General features: G+C 59.3%; 22 protein-coding genes. 8 read left to right on the top strand and 14 right to left on the bottom strand.

The features are described from left to right. Positions 1-158 precede the first annotated feature (158 nt). From IE079_RS18600 to IE079_RS18590, 3 genes are all read right to left on the bottom strand, one after another. A complete protein-coding gene (locus IE079_RS18600; RefSeq protein WP_189578583.1) occupies positions 159-1,370 on the bottom strand; it encodes an NAD(P)/FAD-dependent oxidoreductase in 1,212 nt (403 codons plus the stop codon). A 20-nt stretch (positions 1,371-1,390) separates the two neighbouring features. Continuing rightward, positions 1,391-1,657 (bottom strand): GlsB/YeaQ/YmgE family stress response membrane protein, encoded by a 267-nt coding sequence (locus IE079_RS18595; RefSeq protein WP_189578581.1) that lies wholly within the window; start codon positions 1,655-1,657, stop codon positions 1,391-1,393. 188 nt (positions 1,658-1,845) lie between these two features. Next, a complete protein-coding gene (locus IE079_RS18590) occupies positions 1,846-2,754 on the bottom strand; it encodes a haloalkane dehalogenase (protein ID WP_189578579.1) in 909 nt (302 codons plus the stop codon). A gap of 469 nt (positions 2,755-3,223) precedes the next feature. Between IE079_RS18590 and IE079_RS18585 the strand changes: the two genes are divergently transcribed. The 7 genes from IE079_RS18585 (at position 3,224) to IE079_RS18555 (ending at position 8,923) form a co-directional block, all read left to right on the top strand. Further along, positions 3,224-3,631: a helix-turn-helix transcriptional regulator gene (locus tag IE079_RS18585; protein ID WP_189578577.1), complete on the top strand. Its 408-nt coding sequence runs from the start codon at positions 3,224-3,226 to the stop codon at positions 3,629-3,631. Further along, the gene (locus IE079_RS18580; RefSeq protein WP_189578575.1) at positions 3,621-4,868 is read left to right on the top strand and encodes a type II toxin-antitoxin system HipA family toxin; all 1,248 of its coding nucleotides are present in this window, start codon (positions 3,621-3,623) and stop codon (positions 4,866-4,868) included. Before IE079_RS18585 ends, IE079_RS18580 begins: the two co-directional genes overlap by 11 nt. Positions 4,869-5,218: 350 nt before the next feature. Continuing rightward, positions 5,219-6,439, top strand: a complete 1,221-nt coding sequence (locus tag IE079_RS18575) for an erythromycin esterase family protein (RefSeq protein WP_227712614.1) — start codon at positions 5,219-5,221, stop codon at positions 6,437-6,439. Between the two features lie 125 nt (positions 6,440-6,564). Next, positions 6,565-7,008, top strand: coding sequence for a DUF4124 domain-containing protein (locus IE079_RS18570; RefSeq protein ID WP_189578574.1), 444 nt, complete (start codon positions 6,565-6,567; stop codon positions 7,006-7,008). Positions 7,009-7,335: 327 nt separating this feature from the next. Then, positions 7,336-7,887, top strand: a complete 552-nt coding sequence (gene abiEi, locus IE079_RS19125) for a type IV toxin-antitoxin system AbiEi family antitoxin (protein ID WP_189578572.1) — start codon at positions 7,336-7,338, stop codon at positions 7,885-7,887. A gap of 170 nt (positions 7,888-8,057) precedes the next feature. Next, a complete protein-coding gene (locus IE079_RS18560) occupies positions 8,058-8,549 on the top strand; it encodes a hypothetical protein (protein WP_189578570.1) in 492 nt (163 codons plus the stop codon). A gap of 20 nt (positions 8,550-8,569) precedes the next feature. Further along, a complete protein-coding gene (locus IE079_RS18555) occupies positions 8,570-8,923 on the top strand; it encodes a hypothetical protein (RefSeq protein ID WP_189578568.1) in 354 nt (117 codons plus the stop codon). 187 nt (positions 8,924-9,110) lie between these two features. On the opposite strand, the gene IE079_RS18920 is transcribed toward IE079_RS18555, so the two are convergent. The 7 genes from IE079_RS18920 to IE079_RS18520 all read right to left on the bottom strand — a co-directional run bounded on the left by IE079_RS18920 (position 9,111) and on the right by IE079_RS18520 (position 17,440). Then, complete coding sequence (locus IE079_RS18920) at positions 9,111-9,974, bottom strand: HNH endonuclease (RefSeq protein WP_227712612.1); 864 nt, start codon at positions 9,972-9,974, stop codon at positions 9,111-9,113. A 99-nt stretch (positions 9,975-10,073) separates the two neighbouring features. Next, positions 10,074-10,466 (bottom strand): hypothetical protein, encoded by a 393-nt coding sequence (locus tag IE079_RS18545; RefSeq protein ID WP_189578566.1) that lies wholly within the window; start codon positions 10,464-10,466, stop codon positions 10,074-10,076. Positions 10,467-10,812: 346 nt separating this feature from the next. Then, complete coding sequence (locus IE079_RS18540; protein ID WP_189578564.1) at positions 10,813-11,586, bottom strand: SDR family oxidoreductase; 774 nt, start codon at positions 11,584-11,586, stop codon at positions 10,813-10,815. Positions 11,587-11,648: 62 nt separating this feature from the next. Beyond that, the gene (locus IE079_RS18535; protein ID WP_189578562.1) at positions 11,649-12,797 is read right to left on the bottom strand and encodes an acyl-CoA dehydrogenase family protein; all 1,149 of its coding nucleotides are present in this window, start codon (positions 12,795-12,797) and stop codon (positions 11,649-11,651) included. A 10-nt stretch (positions 12,798-12,807) separates the two neighbouring features. Next, positions 12,808-13,995 carry an acyl-CoA dehydrogenase family protein gene (locus IE079_RS18530; protein ID WP_189578560.1) on the bottom strand — a complete coding sequence of 396 codons (1,188 nt, stop codon included), beginning with the start codon at positions 13,993-13,995 and terminating at the stop codon, positions 12,808-12,810. Positions 13,996-14,092: 97 nt separating this feature from the next. Beyond that, positions 14,093-15,271, bottom strand: coding sequence for an acetyl-CoA C-acyltransferase (locus IE079_RS18525; RefSeq protein ID WP_189578558.1), 1,179 nt, complete (start codon positions 15,269-15,271; stop codon positions 14,093-14,095). Positions 15,272-15,346: 75 nt separating this feature from the next. Further along, positions 15,347-17,440: a 3-hydroxyacyl-CoA dehydrogenase NAD-binding domain-containing protein gene (locus tag IE079_RS18520; protein ID WP_189578556.1), complete on the bottom strand. Its 2,094-nt coding sequence runs from the start codon at positions 17,438-17,440 to the stop codon at positions 15,347-15,349. A 239-nt stretch (positions 17,441-17,679) separates the two neighbouring features. Here IE079_RS18520 and IE079_RS18515 point away from each other — a divergent pair, with 239 nt between their 5' ends. After that, positions 17,680-18,300, top strand: a complete 621-nt coding sequence (locus IE079_RS18515) for a TetR/AcrR family transcriptional regulator (RefSeq protein WP_189578554.1) — start codon at positions 17,680-17,682, stop codon at positions 18,298-18,300. On the opposite strand, the gene IE079_RS18510 is transcribed toward IE079_RS18515, so the two are convergent. The 4 genes from IE079_RS18510 to IE079_RS18495 form a co-directional block, all read right to left on the bottom strand. Beyond that, complete coding sequence (locus IE079_RS18510; protein ID WP_189578552.1) at positions 18,297-19,166, bottom strand: alpha/beta fold hydrolase; 870 nt, start codon at positions 19,164-19,166, stop codon at positions 18,297-18,299. The genes IE079_RS18515 and IE079_RS18510 overlap by 4 nt on opposite strands. Before the next feature lie 182 nt (positions 19,167-19,348). Further along, positions 19,349-21,199 (bottom strand): biofilm-associated metzincin protease Mep72, encoded by a 1,851-nt coding sequence (mep72, locus tag IE079_RS18505; protein WP_189578550.1) that lies wholly within the window; start codon positions 21,197-21,199, stop codon positions 19,349-19,351. 119 nt (positions 21,200-21,318) lie between these two features. Further along, complete coding sequence (bamI, locus tag IE079_RS18500; protein ID WP_189578548.1) at positions 21,319-22,056, bottom strand: biofilm-associated metzincin protease inhibitor BamI; 738 nt, start codon at positions 22,054-22,056, stop codon at positions 21,319-21,321. Positions 22,057-22,279: 223 nt separating this feature from the next. Continuing rightward, positions 22,280-23,167: a DMT family transporter gene (locus IE079_RS18495; protein ID WP_189578546.1), complete on the bottom strand. Its 888-nt coding sequence runs from the start codon at positions 23,165-23,167 to the stop codon at positions 22,280-22,282. Between the last annotated feature and the right edge of the window lie 86 nt (positions 23,168-23,253).

Genomic DNA, 23,253 nt, shown 5'->3' with positions numbered 1-23,253 from the left:
CCGCTACTGATTAAATATTAAGCGGTTAGACCCTGACCTGAACCGGTATGGCGATAGGTCGACCCGTCTGCGAGACTTGTTGGCGGCCTATGAGAAATCCGGGCTAGCGTGAATCCTCAACGTTGGAGCCTGAATCCGGCCCATTGCACAAACACGGCTCACCCCAGCCGGGCAAAGGCAAACAGCCCGGTCAATGGATGCTGGCGGCGCTCGATCTGCGCGCGCAGTAACCCGGCGCCGAGCATGCTGTAGGTGATGCCGTTGCCACCGTAGGCCAGGGCGAACAGCACGCGCGGCCCGTACTGCGGGTGGTCACCGAACAGCGGTAACACGTCGCTGGTTTCGGCGAAGGTGCTCGCCCAGGCAAAGGCCGGTTGTGCCCGCAGGTGAGGAAACAACCGGGCGACCTTGCGCTGCAGAGTCGCCGCCTTGCGATCGACCAACCGGTCCCGGCGCGACGGGAGGTCACGCTCATCGTCTTCACCACCCACCAATAGCCGGCCGTCGCCGGTACTGCGCATGTACAGGTAGGGTCGCGAGGATTCCCACAGCATGGTATTTGCCAACCAGCGTAGCTCGTCCGGATCGACAGGATCGCTGATGTAGGCGTAGCTGCTGAGATTTCTGGCGACGGGCTGGTCCAGCCACTGTTGCGACTCGTAGCCGCTGGCGACTACGGCATGCTTCGCCCTGATCGTCATGTCGCTGCTGGTGGTCAACTTCACCGAATCCGCCGTCGCGGTGATGGACGTCACTTCCGTTCGGTCGAACACCCGGGTGCCCTGTTGCTCCATCCGGTGCAGCAGTCTTGAGGCGAGACGGTAGGGATCGACCCGGGCCGCTACCGTGCTGAGGATGGCGGCGGGCGCGGTCAGCCCGAACTCATCCTTGAGCCCGGCACAGTTCAGCCAGCGAACCGGGAAATCGTGCTGTTTCCGCCAGGCAAACTCGTCCGCCAGGCTGGACACGTCGGTGCGACAGCTGGCGTAGTAAAGGCTTTCGCAGTTGGCGAAATCCACATCGCCCACCGTTTCAGCCAATTCACCGATCTCGCGGATTGCCTGCAAACTCGACTGATACGCCAGCAGCGCCGAGGCCTGGTCGTAGCGTTTGACCAGGTCTGTTGCGTGAGTATCAATTTCATACTGCAGCAGGGCGGTGCTGGCCGGGGTGCTTCCCCAGCAAACGTCGCGCTGATCAACCACGACAACATCGTGACCGTGGCCAGCCAGATCGTCTGCGATCAGCGCGCCGGTGATGCCGGCCCCTACTACTACCACATCACAACTGAGGTCGGCATCCAGCTGTGGGAAAGCGTACATCAGGCCATTCTTGACTGCCCAGAACGGAAAACCGCTTTTCAGATCCACAGGCGACTCCGAGACTATCCTTAGCGTGCAGAGACGCGGCGGATCAGAATCAGCAGGGCCAACAGTATGACCGCGCCGATCAGCGACACCACAAAGCTCATGATGCTGATGCCCTCGTTAATGGAGCCTGCACCAAGCATCGGGCCGATCAGCCATCCACCGATCAGTGCGCCGACGATGCCGACCACGACGTTGAGGATGATGCCCTGTTGTCCTTCAGTGCCCATGATAATGCTTGCGAGCCAGCCGACTACGCCGCCCATGATGAGCCAAATGATAATACCCATGGTGCCTGCCTCCGGTTGTTTGCGACGCGCCGGGCGTCAGTACAGCCAGTATACGGTGGCCGTTCCGTGGTCACTGTTCGCTAGCGCACTCTGGGCTCCCGCAGGAAGCTCGGCATAGGACACCTCTACATAGAACACCTCCGCACCGGAGGCGTTTGCTTGCAGTTCCGTATGGAGTGCAGGCCAATTTACCGGGACTTGGTCAGAAACCGCACCACGACGTCCGCCAGGTTTTCGCCCTGGTCTTCCTGCAGAAAGTGGCCGCCATTCTCGATGGTGACGTGGTCCTGTCCCTGGGCGCCGGGGATGACCTTCTGGAAGTACCTGTCCGCGCCCCGGGTCACGGGGTCCGAGTCACTGAAAGCGGTCAGGAAAGGCTTCTGCCACTGGTCCAGTACCTTCCAGGCCTTGCGGTTAGGCTCCGCAGCGGGGTCGTCGGGGGTGGCCGGGACCAGCATGGGGAACTGGCGGGCGCCTTCCTTGTAGCTCTCATCCGGGAAGGGGGCGTTGTAGGCGTCGATGACTTCCTGGGATAGCGGGGTCACGGTGCCGCCCTTGATCACGCCGGCGATGTGAAACTCGGGCGTTTCCTGGGAGAAACGGCGCCATTTTTCGAAAGCCGGGCCCGGGTCTGTGTCACCGGTGGGCAGGAAGGTATTGGCAGCCACCACAGACGCAAAGCGGTCCGGGTTCTCTGCCACCAGACGCAGGCCCAGCAGGCCGCCCCAGTCCTGGCATACAAGGTGGATTTCCTGCAGGTCGAGCTGATCCAGAAAGGACTGCATCCAGCCCATATGGCGGGCGTAGGTGTAGTCCTTGCGGTCGGCCGGTTTATCGGACCGGCCAAAACCGATCAGGTCCGGCGCGATGGCCCGGTAGCCGGCGGCAGTGATGATCGGAATCATCTTGCGGTACAGGTAACACCAGGAGGGCTCGCCATGCATCAGCAGGACCACCGGCCCGTCCTGCGGACCCTCATCAAGGTAGTGCATGCGCAGTTCGCCGCCTTCGAAGTCATCCACATTCAGGTAGTGGGGTTGGTAATCGAAACCGGCCAGGTTCTGGAAACAGCTGTCAGGTGTTCGCAGGGCTTTCATTGCGTCGTCCTCATTGTTGTCGTTTGAAGAGAGGGTGCCACCGTTGCGTGGAACCGGTTCATGGGCGCCTCTGGAGGTCAGCCAGATTCATTAAATGATAATGTAGCGCCAATGTACCAGCTGGCAGGCGACATGCCACCTGTTGCAAGGCATTGCGGGGGCGCCTGAAGTACCTGAAGGGCGTGTCTCGGATATACAGGATCAATAACGACGGTGAGCGCGTTTACGTCGACGACGAGGAAAACGGGCGGCTTCGCCACGAGTTCCGGGCCAAGGGATCCGAGACGTTGAAACCAATTCAACATTTGCTCAGGAGGTCCAATAACATGCCTTTACGGGGTGGAGTCATGTGCGTAAAAGCGTACAAACTTAGTAGAGCTGTACTTCTATGTGTACATTCTTAACTTGATAATTCAAAAATGTACGCTATATTGTACAAAAACGCCCATTTTGTACATTTTGGTGAACAATGCCTAAGACCGTTGAAGCACAGACCTATAACATCCGCCAGGTGCGAGATGCCCTGAGGGGGACCGGAGAGCTGATCGAAGCTGTTCGGAAAGAGCGTGGATGGAGTCAGTCCGAGCTTGGTAAGCGCATCGGTGGCATCGACCGCCGACACATCAGCGCTCTGGAGAAAGGGGATCCAAGCACAGACTTTGGTCTGGTTGTCAGCGCTCTATGGGTTCTCGACATCCCCGTGCTGGAGACCCTCAGAACTCGCAGTGGAGCCGATGCATCGCAGATGTTGCCGGGACTGTCGATGGTCGCGGCTGGGCAAATTGACAGCCGGGTCGGTGAAAAACGATCAGGGTATGGGGGTAACCGTAAAACGGTTGGAAGGCCACGCAAGAAGGTGATCGACAATGATTTCTGATCAGGCGTACCTCTGGTTCTATTTGCCCGGTGAGACGGAGCCTGTGGTTTGCGGCATCGTTGCCTTTGACGGCCAGGACCACGTGTTCCGTTACGCCAGAAGCTATCTTCAGCGAGACAACGCTATCCCGCTTGCACCGCCGAATTGCGTGCTAGGCTTCCTCTCCGGTGAAGAATACATCCTGGACGAAGAGTTAAACAGTGCCATCCGGGATGCGTCACCTGACGCCTGGGGCCGGAATGTCATGCTACGAGAGCATGCCAATGCCCCGGGGAGGAATGACGACGAACTTGGGGAAATTGACTTCCTTCTGAGGGCGGGGCCAGATCGTATCGGGGCGCTGGACGCCACAGACAGCCCAAGCCAGTACCTTCCCAAGACCAGTCAGGCGGCGCCTTTGGAGGAACTTCTGGAGGCAGCTGACCGCATCGACCAGGGCAAACCCCTGGATGATCGCCTTGATGCCGCATTGAACCACGGCACCAGTGTGGGTGGTGCCAGACCCAAAGCTCTGTTGCACGAGAATGGGGAGTACTGGATCGCAAAGTTCAGCTCATCAAGAGATGCTGCCGATATGGTTGGCATTGAAGGTGGAGGAATGGCACTGGCAAAGTTGGCTGGTATCAATGTTGCGGAAACCCGAATCGTCGAATCACTGAACAAGCGTGTGATTCTGGTCCGCCGGTTTGATCGGGAGGTTACTTCCGGAGGCGTCTATCGCCGTCATATGATCAGTGCGATGACGCTCCTTGGCCTTGACGAGTATGCCGTCCGGGCCGGCTACTCCAGCTATCTGGATCTGGCGGACTTACTCAGGCAGTACGCCAGAGACTTCAGGTCCGATGGAGAAGAGCTGTTTCGTCGCATGGTACTCAACATTCTCATCGGCAATGTGGATGACCATGCCAGAAACCATGCCTGCTTCTGGGATGGACACTTTCTGGATCTGACACCTGCCTATGACGTTTGCCCGCAGCCACGAGCCGGAATGTCCGCAGACCAGGCCATGATAGTGGGTAACTGGGGGCGTCAGTCCAACCTTCAGAACGCGGTGAGTGCGTGTGAGCGATTTGGCCTGAGCTTCGATGAAGCGAAGGAGCTGGTCGATGAAATAACGGCCACCGTGCGTAATAACTGGGAAAAGGTCTTTGCAGATTCAGGGGTGCCCGAGGGAGATCTTCAGTATCTGTCCCAGGCAACCCTGCTTGGTGAGTCGGTGTTCTATGATCTGGAGTGAGACGAACATCCTCTGCGCCTACGCCGTGATGTCCAACCGCTACCAACTGGTGGTCAAACTCTGCCCGGGGCAGGCCGGAGAAGATCTGCACCAGGTCGAACAGCGATTCGTCAAACGCACCGCCGGCGTTCAGCGGCAACGGTTGACCTACCTGAGCTGGTCCATTGCCTTGATAACTCCGGGCGCCACTCCTAGTGTTAAAGACATAACATTGACAAGGTGCACTCGTTTTTTCAGGTGCAGGCAAGAACCAAACGGGGGGTAAAATCATCGATACCGACACCATCAGTGATCGCATCGGAGCTGTCTGCATTCCATTTGAGTCGGCAACCACACTTCCCCTGGAAGGTTTGCTTGAGCGCATTGGCGATGCCCGCGTGGTATTGATCGGTGAAGCCTCACACGGCACCTCGGAATTCTATGTGGCCCGGGAGCGGATCACCAGGGCGCTGATCGAGCAGAAGGGCTTCTCCTTTGTGTCGGCCGAAGCAGACTGGCCTGACGCATCGCGGATCGATCATTACGTTCGCCATGCCGAGCATCCGCCGGCCCAGTGGACGGCCTTTGCACGCTTCCCCACCTGGATGTGGCGCAATCAGGAAACGCTCGATTTCGTTGAGTGGCTGAGGGCCCGCAACGCTGAACTCGACTTTGATGACCGGGTCGCGTTCCATGGCCTGGACCTTTACAGCCTCTATAGCTCCATCAATGAAGTGCTTTCCTACCTTGACCAGGTAGACCCGGAAACAGCCGCCGTGGCCCGGCAACGCTACCAATGCCTTGCCCCCTACCGCCATGAGCCTGTGGAGTATGCCCGGGCTGCCCTGAGCCCCCATTTCCGGGACTGTGAGCAGGACGTACTGCGCATGCTATCGGAGCTCTACGAGCGGAGGGCGAAGCTACGGTCAAAGGACGGCAACCGTTTTTTTGACGCACTGCAGAACGCCCGTCTGGTTGCCAATGCCGAGGAGTACTACCGCACCATGCTGTTCGGTACCCATAGCGGCTGGAACCTGCGGGATACCCACATGTTCGAGACCCTGGAGACGCTGCTGGAATATTATGGAGAAAACAGCCGCGGCGTCGTCTGGGCCCATAACTCCCATATCGGCAACTCAGATGCCACCGACATGAGCCGGCGGGGTGAGTTCAATATCGGGCAGCTCTGCCGGGAAGAATACGGCAGCAAGATGTACAGCATCGGCTTTGGCACCAACACCGGCACGGTTGCCGCCGCCGATGACTGGGGCGACCCCGTGGACATTAAGCAGGTACGGCCCTCTCTGAAGGACAGCTACGAGTACCTGTGTCACAACTCCGGCGTTCCGCGCTTCACCCTGCCGCTACGTGGCGGCGACCCGGCCCTGGTTGAGTTGCTGGAAAAGCCCCGCCTGGAGCGGGCCATCGGGGTGATCTACCGACCCGAGACCGAGCGCCAGAGCCACTATTTCGGCGCGAGCCTGCCTCACCAGTTCGATGAATACATCTGGTTCGATACCAGCCAGGCGGTAACCCCGTTGGGTAGCCAGCCGACGGAAGGGGTACCGGATACCTATCCATTCGGGCTCTGATTTCCGGCTTGGGCGGAAGCTGGCAAACATAAGCTTTTACCCGAGCTATTCCGTAACTCTACCCGACAGGGCTTGTCCGAGGTAAGATCCGTTCAAACGGATGACAACTTCAGGGACGATAACCGATGAAAGCACTCGCGATACTTCTTTGTCTTCTTGCTACGCCTATTGCCCTGGCTGGCACCTACCGCTGGGTTGACGAGAACGGACAGACTCACTTTGGTGACAGGCCGCCGGCGAACACGGCCTCGGATGAAATAAACGTGAACCCGGCCCCTGCCAGCCAGGATGCAGCAGCGCGCGAGCGTCAGCAGCGGGTGAATGATTTTGTCGAGCAGAGCGAGAGGGAGCGGGCCGAGCGTAACGAGACAAAGGCCCGGGAAGAAGCCGTGGCTGCAAGGCATGACGCCCGTTGCCAGGCATTGCGAGGACGCCTGAAATACCTGAAGAGCGTGTCTCGGATATACAGGATCAATAACGACGGTGAGCGCGTTTACGTCGACGACGAGGAAAACGAGCGGCTTCGCCGTGAGTTTCAGGCCAGGGTGCGTGAAGAGTGCGATACCTGATTCGGCTGTCGTTCCATTGTTCCCGGAACAAGCCAACTTGGGGACAGTCACTTTATCAGGCAGGGCCTACGCCCGATCAGGTATTGCCAAAATACCTCAAAATATACGAAATCGTTACTGACTCCCGGAAACCGCCGCCATTAGCCCCCTTTAGAGCCGTTGGTGCCTGGTACAGTGCAAAAATTATCAGGCTTTTTTTGAGAGTGTGTGTCCTAGTCTTCGTCTATCAATGATCAGGGTCGGTTAGAGCGCTGACCAAAACTGGTTGCCAATGCAACATGGTCAGCGTTTTGTTATACTATCCATAACAAAGCGCGGAGCAAGACCATGCAACCCCTACAGCGCCTCGAGCGATGGCTCATCTCCTCCCAGGCAGAATCCGACGGCCGGCTTTACCCTGCTGCCGCTTTCCGCTCGTTGGTTCCAGATCTGAGTCCGGGGGCGTACCGTGCCCTACTCCACCGCGCCGAGCGGCGAGGGCTGCTTGAAAGGGTATGCCAGGGTGTCTACCAGTACCCCGGTGCCCCAGATCAAAGCGGCCTCATCCTTTTCCATGCTGCGGCCCTACTGCGTGCCCGGCATTTCAATTACATCAGCTTGGAGACGGTACTGAGCGAAGCGGGCCTCATCTCGCAGATGCCGATGTCCTGGATTACCGTGGTAAGCACCGGGCGATCTGCCAAAGTGAGCTGCGGCCGATATGGCACGATAGAGTTCATCCATACAGAACGCCGTATGTCCGACGTGGTAGAACACCTCCACTATGATTCCGCTCGCCACCTTTACAGAGCGGATAATGAGCTGGCCCTGGACGACATGCACCGATTTAACCGCCCGACCCTCGACCTGGTACAGGAGACAACCGATGGCAGTATTTGACGCTCTGGTAGACGAAGCGATTGTCACCTGGGACAGGCGGCCTGAAGCACTGTGTCTCGTGTCGCCTGATTTGAGTGAACATTAACTCTGTCACATCGCGGAACGTATTCTACGTTGCCGACTCTGTGCTATCTTCGGCTGACCAAGGAAACCAATGAAAGGGAGATTTCATGAGTAACCTCGATTGCATGGCTCAAGCCAAAGTAACCATCCTCGGCGCTGGTCTCACCATCAAAAATGCCCCGGTCGGTCTGAATGCCGGAACCGTAGCTTTACTTGGTATCCGGGCAAACAGGTCCGCCCCTACGATCACCTATGGAATCGCCAGTTTCTTCGACGCCGACAAGAACAACGGTTCAATTGTCATCGGGGGTGTTGCCACTGAGTGGTTCTACATCTCGGACGAATCCTTCAAGGCCCTTCAACTGAACAACCTCTCCGGCGAAGGCTACAAGCTGGACCTCAAGATCAAGGGTGTGCTGCTGACATCGGGTAAAGCAGACGTCGAAGCAACCCTTATCAACAGTGTCGGAATACCAACCAGCGTTATCGACTCCCGCGATATCAAGTGCTCCGGCCTTCAGGTATCCGAGACCATGGTCCGTGGCGAGTTGCGGATAATGCCCGGCGCACGCGAATCGGTAGCCAACTGTCAGCCATAGTCAGAGAGCGGGTAAACGAAATGGAAAAAGCAAAGCAGCATAATGGCAATCTGTTCCTCAGATATCTGACGCTGGTCGTCTCTTTACTGATTTGGGCAGGCGCTTGGTCGTTCCCGATTGTCGCTACCGAATGGGCGAGCTTGGCGAACTGCGCAAGCGGGCTCTGCGGAACGGTGACAGCGGTGTACGGCTCCCTGCTGTTCAAGGGGCTGGTAATCGGTGTGCTGGTACTACTGATCGCGAAGGAGTTTCTGGTGAGCGAGCACAGCATCAAGCTCAAGCTGAACCTGGCCTTTTTGCTGTTAGGCGTGGTGGTGACCGCCTTGTTCATCGCGGGGCTGAGTGTGCCTCTTTTGAGCGCTGAGCCTATTTAAAAACTTTCTCCAGCACATAATCTATCACATGGAGCAACTACTCTCTCTTTTTGAGGACAGTCACCTCATCACTATTACTGCCTACCGGAAACTGCCGCCAATAGACCGCTTGAGAGCCGTTGGTGCCTAGTCGAGTGCAAGAATTATCAGGCTTCTTTTGAGAGTGTGTGTCCCAGTCTTCCCCAATTTATTGGACGCCATAATGGAGCTTTCGGTGGCAATTAGGACAGACTGCAATTGCGTTTTTCACAGTGTCTTCGCCGCCTTCTGACAGCATTGCCCTGTGGTGAACTTCAAGATACGGCGTACCATCCTTGACTCTTTTGAAAGGAGCTTCTTTGCCACATTGCTCACACTTTCCCTTTGCTCTCAGAAGCACTTCGGCGATAACGTCAGGATTGCGCCTGAAACCTTTCGCAATGGTCTGAATGGCCTCTGGATATTTGGAGGCTGATTGCAACCTTTGTGTTCGTAATTCTTGTGAATCATTAAGTGACTCCACGACCTTTTGTTTTAAGTCTCGATGGACTGCTTCCTCCAGTGCCGTTTCACGCAACGAACCAACCCATTCCGGAAGTTCTTTAACATACGACCATCCGCCCGATCTACTTCTTGGTTTTAGAGGTTCGTTGTTTGACAGCTTTACGAAACTTGAAACTAGGATCGGTATTTGAAGCCGCTCGACATTTACCACGGAAATTAGGTTTATTGATGGTTTACCGTTGCCACCAACCATGTAGATTTCAGCTTCCCCGGGCTGGTGCTGCTTGATGTGCTGACTCAGTTCTGCGAGTCGCTCTGAGGGAATCGTCTCTTTGTTCTCCCAGCCAATAATTTCAGCTCGGTAAGACACGAATGGCAATGACGAAGTGAGTGAGGCGTACAGTGTAACCGGCTCGCTCTTGGTAGGGGGTGAATCTGCTAACCTAACGATTGTGTCTGATGCGTATGGCTGAAGGTAACACACAAGCTCAGGAACTGCCGCCTGTGCCTTACGAATTTCTTCTAATACGTCTTCATAGACACCATTGATATAAAGTGAGTAAGTCATATTTGAAATCTAACGCCAATATTAAGCGGCGCCCGACTAGGGCGTCCGGTGGACGTCGGCCAGGCCGGGAACGAACTTGAATGCATGGTTAGGCATTTGTCACTCCGGAGAATCAGACTCAGGGATTGCTACCTCTTTAATACCGGTAAAGATGCTTAGAACACCAGCGCCGATAATGAAGCCAAGCGCTAAATGCATAGAAACACTAAATAAAAATAGTGTGAGCGTGATCATTCCCAGCCCTATACCACACCAAGCTGCTATTGCCATTGCCTGCGGCGAGTGTGAAATGATGCGAAAACCCAATATTGACCGTGGCTCAATACGAAATTCAGATAGCCAAGCTCCCCCAATGCACAACGGCATACTGAGACCGAGCATCACGGCTATTCTTGAATGTTCGTCCCACCAATCTGGGGTGGTTGCCATTGTAAGAGTTGCTGCAAAGCACGCTCCGGCTACCGCATACGATATTTGTGCAACTCGCTTCATCCTGATGCGCAATCTCCGATCTCAAATGTGCCTAACAGGTATTAGACTGCGTTCCATATTATTGCGGAAAAAGAGGATTTCACATAACTCCGAGAAACGTCGGATCCTACCAAAAATAAATTGACGAATTATCAATATGTTATGCTACTCGGCCTCGATAACCCCGTAATCGCGTGCTTTCCACATTCTGTGTTTTCAATATACCACTTACAAAACGACATACCACCCCGTCTCGATCTCTGCGCACCACCCAAAGCCAAACACCACCCACAAAAAAGCCCGGTCCATCAACGATGGCCGGGCAAAGGACTGGCACTGGCACCCAGTGCAACCGAGAAGGGTTTTCTTACGAGGAGGTAGTACCACCATCCACAGCAATATTCTGCCCAGTAATATGACGGCCAGCTTCACTGGCGAGCAGCGCAGCCAGGCCTTTCATGTCTTCCTCACCACCAAAGCGGTTCAGGGGAATACGCTCGAGCATCTTCTCGCCCATGGCGTCCAGCAGGCCCTGGGACATCTTGGAGGGGAAGAAGCCGGGGCAGATGGAGTTCACGTTGATGTTGTAGTGGCCCCATTCCGCCGCCAGGGCCCGGGTGAAGTTTACGTTGGCGCCCTTGGAGGTGTTGTAGGCGATGGTCTTCATGTCCTCCGGGTTACCGGACAGGCCGGCGATGGAGGCGATGTTGATGACCTTGCCGTACTTGCGGGGAATCATGCAGCGCTTGGCCACTTCACGGGTGAGGAAGAACATGGCGTCCACGTTCAGGTTCATCACCTTGTCCCAGCCTTCGTCCGGGTAGTCTTCCGCCGGGGCACCCCAGGTGGCGCCAGCGTTGTTGATCAGGATGTCGATGTCGCCGAAGGCTTTGACGGCCTCGTCCACGAAGTCGGCGATTGTCTCGCGCTTGGACATGTCGGCGGTGATGGTTTTCACCTCGATACCCATGTCCTTCAGGTGCTTTTCCGCTTCGTCCAGCTCTTGCTGCTTGCGGGCGCTGATGATGACTTTGGCGCCCAGCTCGCCCAGGGATTCGGCCATCTGCAGGCCCAGACCACGGGAGCCGCCGGTGACGAGGGCGACCTTGCCGGTCAGATCGAATAGTTGTTTAACGCTCATTGGGGGAATCCTCTTGTTGTCGGGTGCCCGGCCATTGTACAGGCCGGGCACCGTTATTGGCTTTACGCGGTCTTGTCGAGCAGGTTATCGCTGACCTGGCCCAGGTGATAGTCCGCGTCACCGAACAGCAGGTTGATCAGGGTCAGCCGCTTGAACAGGTGGGCCGCGAACATCTCGTCGGTCACGCCCATGCCGCCGTGCAGCTGGACACCGATCTGGCCCACTTCCCGGGCACCCTGGCCGATCAGCAGCTTGGCCTGGGAGATGGCCTCGCGACGGGCGTCACGGTCATCGGAGTCGGCCTGGTCGGCCGCCAGAATGGCCATGGAACGGCCCTGCTGGGCGTGGATGAACATGTCGGCCATCTTGTGCTGCAGCACCTGGAACTTGGCGATAGGCACACCGAACTGCTTGCGGGTCTGGGTGTACTCCAGGGTGGCCTCGACCATGGCGTCCATGGTGCCCACGGCTTCCGCGCAGATGGCGGCAGTGCCCTGGTCGATGGCCTTCTCCAGGGCCGGGAAGCCCTTGTCGACCTCGCCCACGATGGCGTCGGCGGTGACCTTGACCTCCTTCAGGCTCACTTCGGCGGTACGGAAACCGTCGTGGGTGGCGAAGTCGTTGATGGTCACGCCGCTGGCGTCCGCGTCCACCAGGAACAGGGTGATGCCGTTCTGGTCACGGGTATCACCGCTGGTGCGGGCGGAAACAATCAGCTGGTTGGCCTGGCCTCCGTGGATGACGGCGGTCTTGGCGCCGTTGAGCACGTAGTCGCTGCCGCTGGCTTCCGCCCTGGTCTTCACGTTGGCCAGGTTGTAGCGGGCGCCGTTCTCGTAGGCGGCCAGGGCCATCAGCTTCTCGCCACTGGCAATGGCCGGCAGGATGGCCTGCTTCTGGGCATCGGAGCCGGCGTCGCGCACCAGGCCCCCGGCCAGTACCACGGTGGCCAGGTAGGGCTCGGTGACCAGGGCGCGGCCGAAGGACTCCATGACGATCATGGTGTCGATGCCGTTGCCGCCCAGGCCGTCGTAGTCCTCGGGGAAGGTGAAGGCCAGCAGGCCCATTTCCGCCAGGGCGTTCCAAGTGGTTTCGCTGGTGCCCTTGCCGGACGCTAGTACATCGCGGCGTTTATCAAAGGTGTACTCGTTGGCCAGGAAGCGGCGCAGCGAGTCCTGCAGCATTTGCTGCTCTTCCGTCAGTTCAAAATTCATGATCCGCTCCTTAAAGCCCCAGCACCAGCTTGGAAATGATGTTGCGCTGGATCTCGTTGGATCCACCGAAGATGGACAGTTTGCGCATGTTGAAGTAGTCACCGGCACCCGGCACGGCGTTGACGCTGCCTACCAGCGGACCAGTGTAGTCCGGCTCCAGGGCCTCCGGGATGTGGGTGATGGCATCCTGACCGGTGGCTTCCATGGCCAGTTCGAACATCCGCTGGCCGATTTCGGTGCCGCGGATCTTGAGGATCGAGGCTTCCGGACCCGGGCCTGAGGCGTTGGTCAGTACCCGCAGTACGGTCAGTTCCAGGGCACGCAGTTCGGCGTCCAGCTGGGCCAGGCGATCGCGGAAGCGGGGGTTCTCGATGATCGGCTTGCCGTCGTCCTGTTCCTGGCGGGCGATTTCCTTCATGCGGCGCATCATGGCTTTCCACTGGCCGACGTTGGCCAGGCCGGTGCGCTCGTGACCCAGCAGGAACTTGGCGTAGGTCCAGCCCTTGTCTTCCTCACCGATGCGGTTTTCCACCGGCACCTTGACGTTGTCGAAGAAGACGTCGTTAATCTCGTGCTCGCCATCAAGCATGATGATGGGCTTGACGTCGATGCCCGGGCTCTTCATGTCGATCAGCAGGAAGGAGATGCCTTCCTGGGACTTCACTTCCTTGTTGGTGCGTACCAGGCAGAAGATCCAGTCGCCGTGCTGACCCAGGGTGGTCCAGGTCTTCTGGCCGTTGACGATGTAGTGGTCGCCATCGCGCTCGGCGGTGGTGCGCAGGGAGGCGAGGTCGGAACCGGCACCGGGCTCGGAATAGCCCTGGGACCACCAGACGTCACCACTGAGAATGCCCGGCAGGTGGCGGTCTTTCTGCTCCTGGTTGCCGAACTTCATGATCACCGGGGCGACCATGCGCAGACCGAAATCCAGCTGGCGCGGTGCACCGGCCAGGGCGCACTCTTCCTCGAAAATCAGCTGTTCCACTTCGCTCCAGCCCGGGCCGCCGAATTCCTTCGGCCAGGTGGATCCACCCCAGCCCTGGGCGTGCAGGATCTGCTGCCAGCGCTGGACCATGTCCTTGGTCGGTCGCAGTCGTTTCTGTACCCGCTCCTGAATATCGGCGGGCAGCTTGTCTTTCAGGAACTGGCGTACTTCCTGGCGGAAGGCTTCCTGTTCCGGGGTGTAATTCAGGTCCATGGCTTGTTCTCGCTTTCGCTTCTGTTACGACGGGGCCCCTGAACGGTCGTCGGGGGCCCCGGATATGGAATCGTAATCGTGGTTACGACCGCGTGGATCAGGCGACCTCGAACAGGCCTGCCGCACCCATGCCGGTGCCGACACACATGGTGACGACCACGTATTTTACGCCGCGACGCTTGCCTTCGATCAGCGCATGACCTACCAGACGTGAGCCGGTGGTGCCGTAGGGGTGACCCACGGCAATGGCGCCGCCGTTAACGTTCAGGCGATCCATGGGGATGCCCAGTTCGCGCTGGCAGTAGAGTACCTGCACGGCGAAAGCTTCGTTGAGTTCCCACAGGCCGATGTCGTCGACGGTCAGGCCGGCGCGCTTGAGCAGCTTGGGTACGGCGTAGACCGGGCCGATGCCCATTTCGTCCGGCTCGCAACCGGCGACAGCGAAGCCGCGGAAGATGCCCAGCGGCTGTACGCCACGCTGTTCGGCGAGCTTGCCGTCCATCAGAACACAGGCAGAGGCACCGTCGGAGAACTGGCTGGCGTTGCCGGCGGTAACCACGCCACCTTCCATGGCGGAGCTGATCTTGCTGACGCCTTCCAGGTTGGTATCCGGGCGGATGCCCTCGTCCTGGGAGACGGTGACTTCCTTGCTCATCAGCTGGCCGGTGGCCTTGTCCGCCACACCGGCGGTGGTGGTGATGGGCACGATCTCGTCGTCGAACTTGCCGTCCTCACGGCCCTTGGCGGCGAGGGTCTGGCTGCGTACGCCGTACTCGTCCATGTCTTCTTTCTTGATCTTGTAGCGATCAGCCACGGTTTCGGCGGTCTGCAGCATGGACCAGTAAAGCTCCGGCTTGTTCTGCATCAGCCAGGGCTCGGCAAAATAGTTCTGGTTGACGGTGGCCTGCACGGTGGAGATGGACTCGACACCACCGGCGACCATGACGGGTACCCGGTCAACGGCAATATGCTGGGCGGCCATGGCAATGGCCTGCAGGCCGGACGAGCAGAACCGGTTGATGGTGGCACCGGCGACGGAGACCGGCAGGCCGGCGCGGATGGCGCCCATGCGAGCCACGTCGTTACCGGTGGAGCCTTCCGGCAGGGCACAGCCCATCAGTACGTCTTCGATTTCGGCGGGGTCGACCTTGGAACGCTCAACGGCGTGCTGGATGGCGTGGCCGGCCAGGGTGGCGCCGTGGGTCATGTTCAGGCCGCCGCGCCAGGATTTGGCCAGGGGCGTGCGGGCGGTGGATACGATGACAACATCATTCATAATCTTTCTCCTGTGTGCCGTGGCCCTCGCGGGCCCCGGCGATCAATTCGTTGGTTCCGGTGTCGCTCGCGCGTCTTACTGGTCGAACCCGCGGCCTTCAGCGGCGCATTTCGCCAGCAGATCGGCCGGTTCCCAGAAGCCCGGCTGGGTGTTGGGGTTCTCGGCAAAGGGCTCCATGTCGCGAACCACGTTGGCCAGGCCAACCTGCTCGGCGTAGTGCATGGGGCCACCGCGGAATACCGGGAAGCCGTAGCCGGTCAGGTACACCATGTCGATGTCGGAAGCGCGCTGGGCGATGCCTTCCTCGAGGATGCGGGCACCTTCGTTGACCAGGGCGTAGACACAACGCTGGACGATTTCCTGGTTGCTGATCTTGCGGGGGGTGATGCCCATTTCCTTGCGGCACTCTTCCACCACCTTGTCCACTTCCGGATCGTGCAGGGGCTTGCGGTTACCCGGCTCGTAACGGTAGAAGCCGGAACCGGTCTTCTGGCCGTAGCGGCCCATTTCGCACAGGCGGTCGGCGATCAGGTTCTTCTTCATGTCCGGGTTTTCCGCGTACAGGCGCTTGCGGATGGCCCAGCCGATGTCGCCGCCGGCCAGGTCGGCCATGCGCAGCGGGCCCATGGCGAAACCGAACTTCTCGATGGCCTTGTCGATCTGCTGCACGCTGGCGCCTTCTTCCAGCATGGTCAGGGCTTCACGGGAGTACTGGTTGATCATGCGGTTGCCGATGAAGCCATCGCACACGCCGGAGACCACGGCAGTCTTCTTGATGGTCTTGGCCAGCTTCATGGCGGTGGCCAGCACGTCCTTGGCGGTCTTGTCACCGCGTACCACTTCCAGCAGCTTCATGATGTTGGCGGGGCTGAAGAAGTGCAGGCCTACCACGTCTTCCGGACGTTTGGTGAAGCTGGCGATCTTGTTCAGGTCCAGGGTGGAGGTGTTGGAGGCCAGGATGGCGCCGGGCTTGCACACTTCGTCCAGCTTGGAGAAGACCTGCTCCTTGACGCCCATTTCCTCGAACACGGCCTCGATCACCAGGTCCACGTCTTTCAGGTCGTCATAGGTGAGGGACGGGGTCAGCAGGTCCATGCGGGCCTTGGCCTTTTCCTCGGTCATGCGGCCTTTCTTCACCTGGCCTTCAAAGGACTTGCGGATGGCTTCCACGCCGCGGTCCAGGCCTTCCTGCTTCATCTCGACGATGGTCACCGGAATGCCGGCGTTGAGGAAGTTGATGGAGATACCGGTACCCATGGTGCCGGCACCGATCATGCCCATTTTCTTTATGTCGCGGGTGGGGGTGTCGGACGGCACATCGGCAATCTTGCTGGTCTTGCGCTCGGCGAAGAAGGCATGGCGCAGGGCGGCGGACTCGGGTGTCTGCATCAGTTGCTTGATGCCTTCGCGCTCGACCTTCATGCCCTCGTCGAAGGGCTTCTTCACGGAGGCTTCCACGGCTTCCAGGCACTTCAGCGGGGCCGGGTAATTCTTGGCCATGGCGCCGATGGTGTTGCGGGCGAACATGAAGAAGCCTTCCGGGTTCGGGTGCTTCACCTTCAGGTCACGGACTTTCTTAAGCGGCATCTTGTCGGCGACCACCTTGCGGGCGAAAGCCAGGGCGGCTTCCATCAGGTCACCGTCAACAACCTCGTCCAGCAGCGGCGTGCCCTGGAACTGCTTGGCCGGTACCGGGGTGCCGGAGACGATCATGTTGAGGGCATGCTCGACGCCGATCACCCGCGGCAGGCGCTGGGTGCCGCCGGCGCCGGGGAGGATGCCGAGTTTCACTTCCGGCAGGGCCAGCTGGGCGTCGGGAGTGGACACCCGGTAGTTGCAGCCAAGGGCCAGTTCCAGGCCGCCGCCCATGCAGTTACCGCTGATAGCGGCGATAACCGGCTTCTTCGCCGTTTCCACATAGTGGATGGCGGTGGTAAGGATCGGCTCCTGCATGACCTTCGGGGTACCGAACTCGGTAATGTCGGCGCCGCCGGAGAAGGCTTTGTCGGAACCGGTAATAACGATGGCCTCGATGGCGCTGTCCTGCTCGGCCTTCTTGATGCCCTCGACAATGCCCTGGCGCAATTCCAGGCTGAGGCCGTTCACCGGCGGGTTGTCCAGTCGGATAACGGCGACGTTACCGTTGCTGTCGTAGTGTGCTGTGCTCATGCTGGCTCCTTTATGGGTCGCTCTGAGACGGCCCGGGGTAAGGCGTGGGGGCCGCCGGTGCACGTGACGAGACGCGCGAATCTTTTCCATACACTGGTGTCTGGGAGTTCCGTACAGTAATGTATGTGCACTGTGGAGGTCAACGACCCTGTGGTTACCGGTCGCTTTTTGTTTCCTGGCGCGTTGAACCCACTGACTTTATTCCTTCTTGAACCGTTCCTGAGGTCCAGCTCCGATTTATGCCGAAAACCTCCGCAAAAGCCCCGAGCCCATCAAAAGCCGCCACCGCGAAAGCCCAGCTGACCCGGGATGACTGGCTGGATGCGGCAGCCGGTGAGGTAGCGGCCGGCGGTTTCAGCAACCTGCGGGTACTCACCCTGGCCAAGCGCCTGGGAGTAACCCGGGGCAGCTTCTACTGGCACTTCCGGGACCATGAGGATCTGGTGGTCAGCTTCCTGGACCGCTGGCGGGACCGTCGCTTTGTCGAGCTGGACTATATGCGTCCGAAAGGAGAGCACCCCGAGCAGGAATTGCACCAGATCCTCCAGCTGCTGCTGACCGATGCGGCCCGCAACATCCGCCGGCTGCAGGTGGAACTGGCGGTGCGGGATTATGCCCGCCGCAACGAACACGCCGCCCACATTGTCGACGAGGTGGACCAGGCCCGGGTAGAGCAGAACAAGCTGCTGTTCCGCAACCTGGGTGTCACGGAAGACCAGGTGGATGACTTGGCCACGCTCATGTACATGGCCACGGTCGGCTCTCAGGTGGTGCAGGCCGGGCGCAAGGGCAACGAAGCGGCAGTGGAACGTATCGAGCAGCTGGTTGCCCGGGTGGCCCTGGGCCAACGACCGGATTAGGCCGTTTCCAGAAAGTTGTTCATGTGTCCGGCGACTTCCTCCGGCTTCTCTTCCTGCAGGAAATGCCCCGCATCCACCTCTTCCACCCGGATGGATTCAAAGCACTCTTCGATGTGGTTCAGGTATTCCGGCAGGATGACCTTGTCCTTGTTGCCGTAGATATACAGGGACGGCACCGTCCACTTGTGGTCTGACAGGGCGGACCAGCGTTTGGCGTCGTCGGAGAAGGCGCGATAGTAATTGGCGCCGGCAGCCGGGGTACCGGGGATCGAGTACATGCGCACGTATTCGGCAACGGCATCCTCGGGAATCGGTTTCACCGCGCCCGTGACAAAGTGCCCTATCCAGACGTCCTCCTTGCCCGGGATCATGCCTTCGGCCAGGCCCGGTTCCTGCTGGAAGTGCTGGTACCAGTAGGATTTGGTGCTGCCGGAGCGCACCTTCTGGATAACCTCCATGTTGCCCTTCAGGTTGTTGATGATGGCGATGTTCATGATGATCATCCGGCTGACCCGGTCGGGTATTGCCAGCGCCACTTCCTGGGCCACGATACCGCCCCAGTCATGGCCGATGAGCTGGAATTCCCTGATGCCAAGCTCATCCAGCATACTGACCACATCCAGTGCCAGTGCCTGCTTGGTGTAGTGCTCCCTGCCTTGGGTACGCTCACTGTCACCCAGCCCACGCAGGTCGGGGGCGATAACCCGCAGGCCATCTTTCAGGTGACGACCGACGTGCTCCCAGCAGTAGGAGCTTTCGGGCCAGCCGTGGATCATCACCACCGGGGCACCATTGGCGTCACCGCCTTCGCGCCAGGTAAACGTGCCGCGTGGGGTGGACAAGGTCTTGGGATCGCTGAGAAACATGAGGGGCTCCTGCCTTTATTGGACTTGATGGAATCAGGTTGCAAAACGAAACCTGATCGTAGACACCAGCGCGGTCGCTTGTCCAGTCAGTTCGTCGACTATAGAGAGGGTAGTACAGGCAGGGGCAGAAAAAAGGAGCACCCGGCCGAAAGGCCGGGTGCTCAACAGGTCGCTGAGTACTTCTACTGCAGACCGAGTGTGAAGTTGTCGATAATGATTCGGCTGGACGTATCCGCACCCATGATGTGGAGTCTCAGCTGGCTGATGGCCCCGGCGGGCTGAATGCTGAACTGGCTCTGGATGGAAGACCAGTTGTTGGTCGCCATCTGGCCCTGCCCCAGCTGTTGCCAGTGCGCGCCCTGGTCATCCACATACCAGGCCCAGAGCTGGGCGCTGTCGTTGGCCAGGCGGCGGTTGCTCAGCATGATGTCGAAGGAGGCATTGTAGGTCTTGCCGGCTTCGATCAGGCCGGAAGCTTCCATCGCCGGACCGGAGTAGATGCTCCTGCGGAACATGGAGGCCAGACCGAAGTTGCCCTCGCTGGCGGTGCGGGTACGGAATACCCAGCTGCCCATGAAACCGGACCAGCCGGTGCCGCCCTGCTCGAAGCCTTCCTCGAATACGATGGTGTTGCCGCCATTGCCGGTGTCACCGTCGTCGCCTTCGTCAGGTGCGTCGGACACTTTCACCAGACGGATCTCGTCGGCCACGAAGTCCACACCCTCGGCCGGGCCGGCGATCAGCAGGCGGGCCTGGCTGATGCCGCCTTCGCTGGATACGGTAAAGGTCTCGTCGTACTCGCTCAGTTCGTTGGCGGTGACGGACAGCTCCGGCAGGTTCTGGTAGCGGGTGCCTTCGTTGTCGGTCAGTTCGATGCTGGCACGGACCGCGTCACGGCCATCGGTGCCGGCGAGGGCCAGTTTGGCGGTTATCCGGTACCGGGCGCCAGCTTCCAGGCCGCCTTCGATGGTCTGTACCGGGCCGCCGTAGTATTCGGTGCGCTCGGTTGCCAGCAGCAGGTTATCGCGGCCACAGCCGGTGGTGATGCTTGCCGTGGTCAGCGTGGCGGCGTTGTTGAAGCTGCTCCAGGATGACAGGTCGTTGAAGTCGGGGCCGCTGATGAGGTTGTTCTCGGCCAGTTCCGGCTTGTCACATACCGGCAGGTCGGGGTCGTTGCCACCGTTGCCCGGGCTGTCACCATCATCGGGATCGCCGCCATTGTCCGGCTCTTCTTCCTCCGGGTCGCCATCATCGATCACCGCGGTGGGCATGAAATCGGCTACCTGGGAAGCCAGACGATTAACGGCGGTAACAGCGTCGGCGCCATTGCTGCGGTTGGCGTCCACGCCGCAGGGCTGACCCTCACAGCGGACCTGGTCCGGGCTGGCGAACTGTGCCAGGTGGTTGCGGGTGCCATAGGACTGTGGATAGGCCATGATGGTGCTGAACAGACCGGATACCCCGTGCCCCCGGCCCCAGGGGAATACCGAGCCGAACGAATTCTGGGCGTCGGAATGGCCCAGCGACATGTTATGGCCCAATTCGTGGACGAAGGTGTTGTAGCCGCAGTTCACGCCGGACATGCTGTAGCCATAGGCGGAGGCATTGGAGTAGAAGGTGCCGGCACCTTCGGAGCCGCCGGGCTGGTAGCCAACACCGCAGACGTAACCACCGGCCGTGCGTTGCGGTGTGCTGATCAGTGCCACAAGGTCCGCACCATATTCCCGCCGCTGGCGGGCGACGGTGCTATCGGAACGGAAGCGCCCGAGAACGTTGCCATCAACGCCGCCGTAGTTGCCCTGCACCCGTTCAGTGCCCACCAGGCGGAGCTGGATATCGATATCACTGTTGCGGTAGGCCTGATTGGCGTGCTCGACAAAGGATACAATGCGGGCATCAATGTCTTCGCCGGAGCTGGTGCCGGCCGCCTCGTCATTGTAATAGACCAGTACATCAATCTGGTTGGCCGCCAGGCAGACAGTGCTTCCCATGGCAAGGGAAAGCCCGGCAAGCCATTGTATGGAGTGTTTCATAACGTCGGTCCCTGATTCAGGATGAATTTTTACCACGGCGGGTACTCCTCTCGCCGTTCTTTACGAGTTACTGCCAGCCGCCACGGTATTGGCCGCCTTACTGCAGAGACTGCCGGGGCTCAGCCGGAAGGTGTGCCGGGCGGGGTCTGATTGACACCCGGTACCGGAATGGCGTCCTGCTCCCCTGCCAGATTGTCCTGAACGTCTTTTTCGCTGGTCAGCACCGCATCGCCGGTACGGTTGTCGATGACCGCCGAGTAGACACCCTCACGAGTGTTCACCACCACGTAGGTGGAGGTGTTGCCCCGGGTGACAATGACGTTGTCTTTTTTGTGGCCGCCGGTCACCGGGCCACGAAAGACCTCGATGTTGTTGAGCTGATTGTGAGTGGTGGTAAGCCGGGCTGTGACGGTGCGATTCAGATCCGGCACCTGCAGCGCTACCTGCTGTCCCACGTGAAGGCCGGCCAGGGCCTGCGGGTCGGCCTTCAGACGGGTGGCGGGGAAACCGTCGACTTCGGTCTTGGTGGGGTTGCTGCCGGCCTGCCAGAGAGACACCAACGGGCGGGCGTTGCGGGCCGGGTTGTCCGGTCTTGCCGGCAAAGCCGAGGTATCGTCCGGGTCCGGCCAGCGGGATACCGGTTCCGCGGGCTTGCTGCTCTGCTCCCCGGGGTTCTGGCCACTGACTGTGGCCTTGTTCGCAGCCGGAGCAGCACGCTCGCTGCCATTGCCGGAGCTGTCGGTTTCGGCCCCGTTGTCGGGGGTTCCGGTTTGCGGGTCAGAGTCGGGGGTAAACAGGACCAGCAGTACAACAATAATGACTGCGATACCTGTGACAAAGGCCAGGGCCCTGGACATGAGGCGCCTCCTGCGAAATGGGTCAGTTCCTTGATAGGGTCCCATCTTGCCCTTATCACCATGGCGACACTAAGTGACAAACCGTTAAATGTCTTAAATTGGGAACCGGTTCAAAATACTGATCGGTAGGAAATTCAGTCAGTTGCAATTGGCGGGTGGTTTTTCAGACTGCCTTGATCCGGCCGCTGGCATCGGAGCTCGCCCTGGCCCGGTCACTGGGACCTTAGCCGGCTCCCCGGGTCAGTGTATCCCGGTAGAGCAACCGGTATTTGCGGCGCTGATTCAGGCCGATCAGTACCAGCGGCACCACAATCATCAGGCTGCCGGTGGCAAACCACAGGTCCGGTATTTCGCCAAACATCAGCCAGCCGATGCCGATGGCCCAGATAAGCCCGGTGTACTCGGCACTGGTAACCTGGTTGGCGTCAACATGGTGGTAGGCCTTCAATACGCTGGCGTTGTACCCCAGGATGAACACTGCGGAGCCCACCGCACTGATAATGATCTCCCAGTGCCAGGGCGCACCCTCCCAGATGGCCAGGGCCAGGCTGGCCGGCAATACCAGCAGCGAGTTGAGGAACAGTTTGTGCAGCGTGGACTGCCGTTTGGGCAACTTGCGCACCATCAGTGCGGCTATCGCCAGGCAGAACGCGGTGCCCAGCGCCGACAGAGACGACAGGTCCAGGGCCACGGGCCGCAGGATGACCAGCACGCCGGCGAAGCCGCTGATTACCGCCAGAATACTCAGTGGCGAAAGCCGCTCCCTGAATAACACCACCGACATCACCATCACGATCACCGGTGCGGCGTAGAACACGGCATTGGCAGTCGCCAGGGGCAGGGTGGTCAGTGCCACCACCATGCAAAGCAGGCCGGCCAGCAGAACGTGAGACCGCACCGCGTGTACCGCGGCACCTTCAAACAGGCGGCGAAATTCGGCTTTTTTCAGCAGGGGCAGCAGCAGAGCAACGGTGATCAGGCTGCGCAGGAAGGCAAACTGGAATACCGGCGCCTGGGGCTCCATCAGCTTGATGAACACATCGGACACGATGGCCATGGCGTTACCGATGACCAGCAGCAGGATGGCGCTATTGATGGTCTTGCCTGACATTGGGTTGCCCTCCTTCGAGCTGATGGCCGGAGCAGGGAGTATAGGAAGCTTCAGGTATCCGATAAAATGATATTTGTTGTCGTGAT

The sequence above is a fragment of the Marinobacter zhanjiangensis genome (genome assembly GCF_014651935.1).
GTDB lineage: Bacteria > Pseudomonadota > Gammaproteobacteria > Pseudomonadales > Oleiphilaceae > Marinobacter > Marinobacter zhanjiangensis.
This window is presented reverse-complemented; position numbering and strand designations above follow the sequence as displayed.

Excerpts from the sequence above, each read along its gene's own strand:
- IE079_RS18545 (WP_189578566.1), bottom strand. The coding sequence starts at position 10,466 with ATGAAGCGAGTTGCACAAATATCGTATGCGGTAGCCGGAGCGTGCTTT.
- IE079_RS18585 (WP_189578577.1), top strand. The coding sequence starts at position 3,224 with ATGCCTAAGACCGTTGAAGCACAGACCTATAACATCCGCCAGGTGCGA.
- abiEi (WP_189578572.1), top strand. The coding sequence starts at position 7,336 with ATGCAACCCCTACAGCGCCTCGAGCGATGGCTCATCTCCTCCCAGGCA.
- IE079_RS18525 (WP_189578558.1), bottom strand. The coding sequence starts at position 15,271 with ATGAATGATGTTGTCATCGTATCCACCGCCCGCACGCCCCTGGCCAAA.
- IE079_RS18570 (WP_189578574.1), top strand. The coding sequence starts at position 6,565 with ATGAAAGCACTCGCGATACTTCTTTGTCTTCTTGCTACGCCTATTGCC.
- bamI (WP_189578548.1), bottom strand. The coding sequence starts at position 22,056 with ATGTCCAGGGCCCTGGCCTTTGTCACAGGTATCGCAGTCATTATTGTT.
- IE079_RS18590 (WP_189578579.1), bottom strand. The coding sequence starts at position 2,754 with ATGAAAGCCCTGCGAACACCTGACAGCTGTTTCCAGAACCTGGCCGGT.
- IE079_RS18540 (WP_189578564.1), bottom strand. The coding sequence starts at position 11,586 with ATGAGCGTTAAACAACTATTCGATCTGACCGGCAAGGTCGCCCTCGTC.
- IE079_RS18595 (WP_189578581.1), bottom strand. The coding sequence starts at position 1,657 with ATGGGTATTATCATTTGGCTCATCATGGGCGGCGTAGTCGGCTGGCTC.
- IE079_RS18555 (WP_189578568.1), top strand. The coding sequence starts at position 8,570 with ATGGAAAAAGCAAAGCAGCATAATGGCAATCTGTTCCTCAGATATCTG.
- IE079_RS18580 (WP_189578575.1), top strand. The coding sequence starts at position 3,621 with ATGATTTCTGATCAGGCGTACCTCTGGTTCTATTTGCCCGGTGAGACG.
- IE079_RS18530 (WP_189578560.1), bottom strand. The coding sequence starts at position 13,995 with ATGGACCTGAATTACACCCCGGAACAGGAAGCCTTCCGCCAGGAAGTA.
- mep72 (WP_189578550.1), bottom strand. The coding sequence starts at position 21,199 with ATGAAACACTCCATACAATGGCTTGCCGGGCTTTCCCTTGCCATGGGA.
- IE079_RS18535 (WP_189578562.1), bottom strand. The coding sequence starts at position 12,797 with ATGAATTTTGAACTGACGGAAGAGCAGCAAATGCTGCAGGACTCGCTG.
- IE079_RS18495 (WP_189578546.1), bottom strand. The coding sequence starts at position 23,167 with ATGTCAGGCAAGACCATCAATAGCGCCATCCTGCTGCTGGTCATCGGT.
- IE079_RS18920 (WP_227712612.1), bottom strand. The coding sequence starts at position 9,974 with ATGACTTACTCACTTTATATCAATGGTGTCTATGAAGACGTATTAGAA.
- IE079_RS18515 (WP_189578554.1), top strand. The coding sequence starts at position 17,680 with ATGCCGAAAACCTCCGCAAAAGCCCCGAGCCCATCAAAAGCCGCCACC.
- IE079_RS18520 (WP_189578556.1), bottom strand. The coding sequence starts at position 17,440 with ATGAGCACAGCACACTACGACAGCAACGGTAACGTCGCCGTTATCCGA.
- IE079_RS18510 (WP_189578552.1), bottom strand. The coding sequence starts at position 19,166 with ATGTTTCTCAGCGATCCCAAGACCTTGTCCACCCCACGCGGCACGTTT.
- IE079_RS18560 (WP_189578570.1), top strand. The coding sequence starts at position 8,058 with ATGAGTAACCTCGATTGCATGGCTCAAGCCAAAGTAACCATCCTCGGC.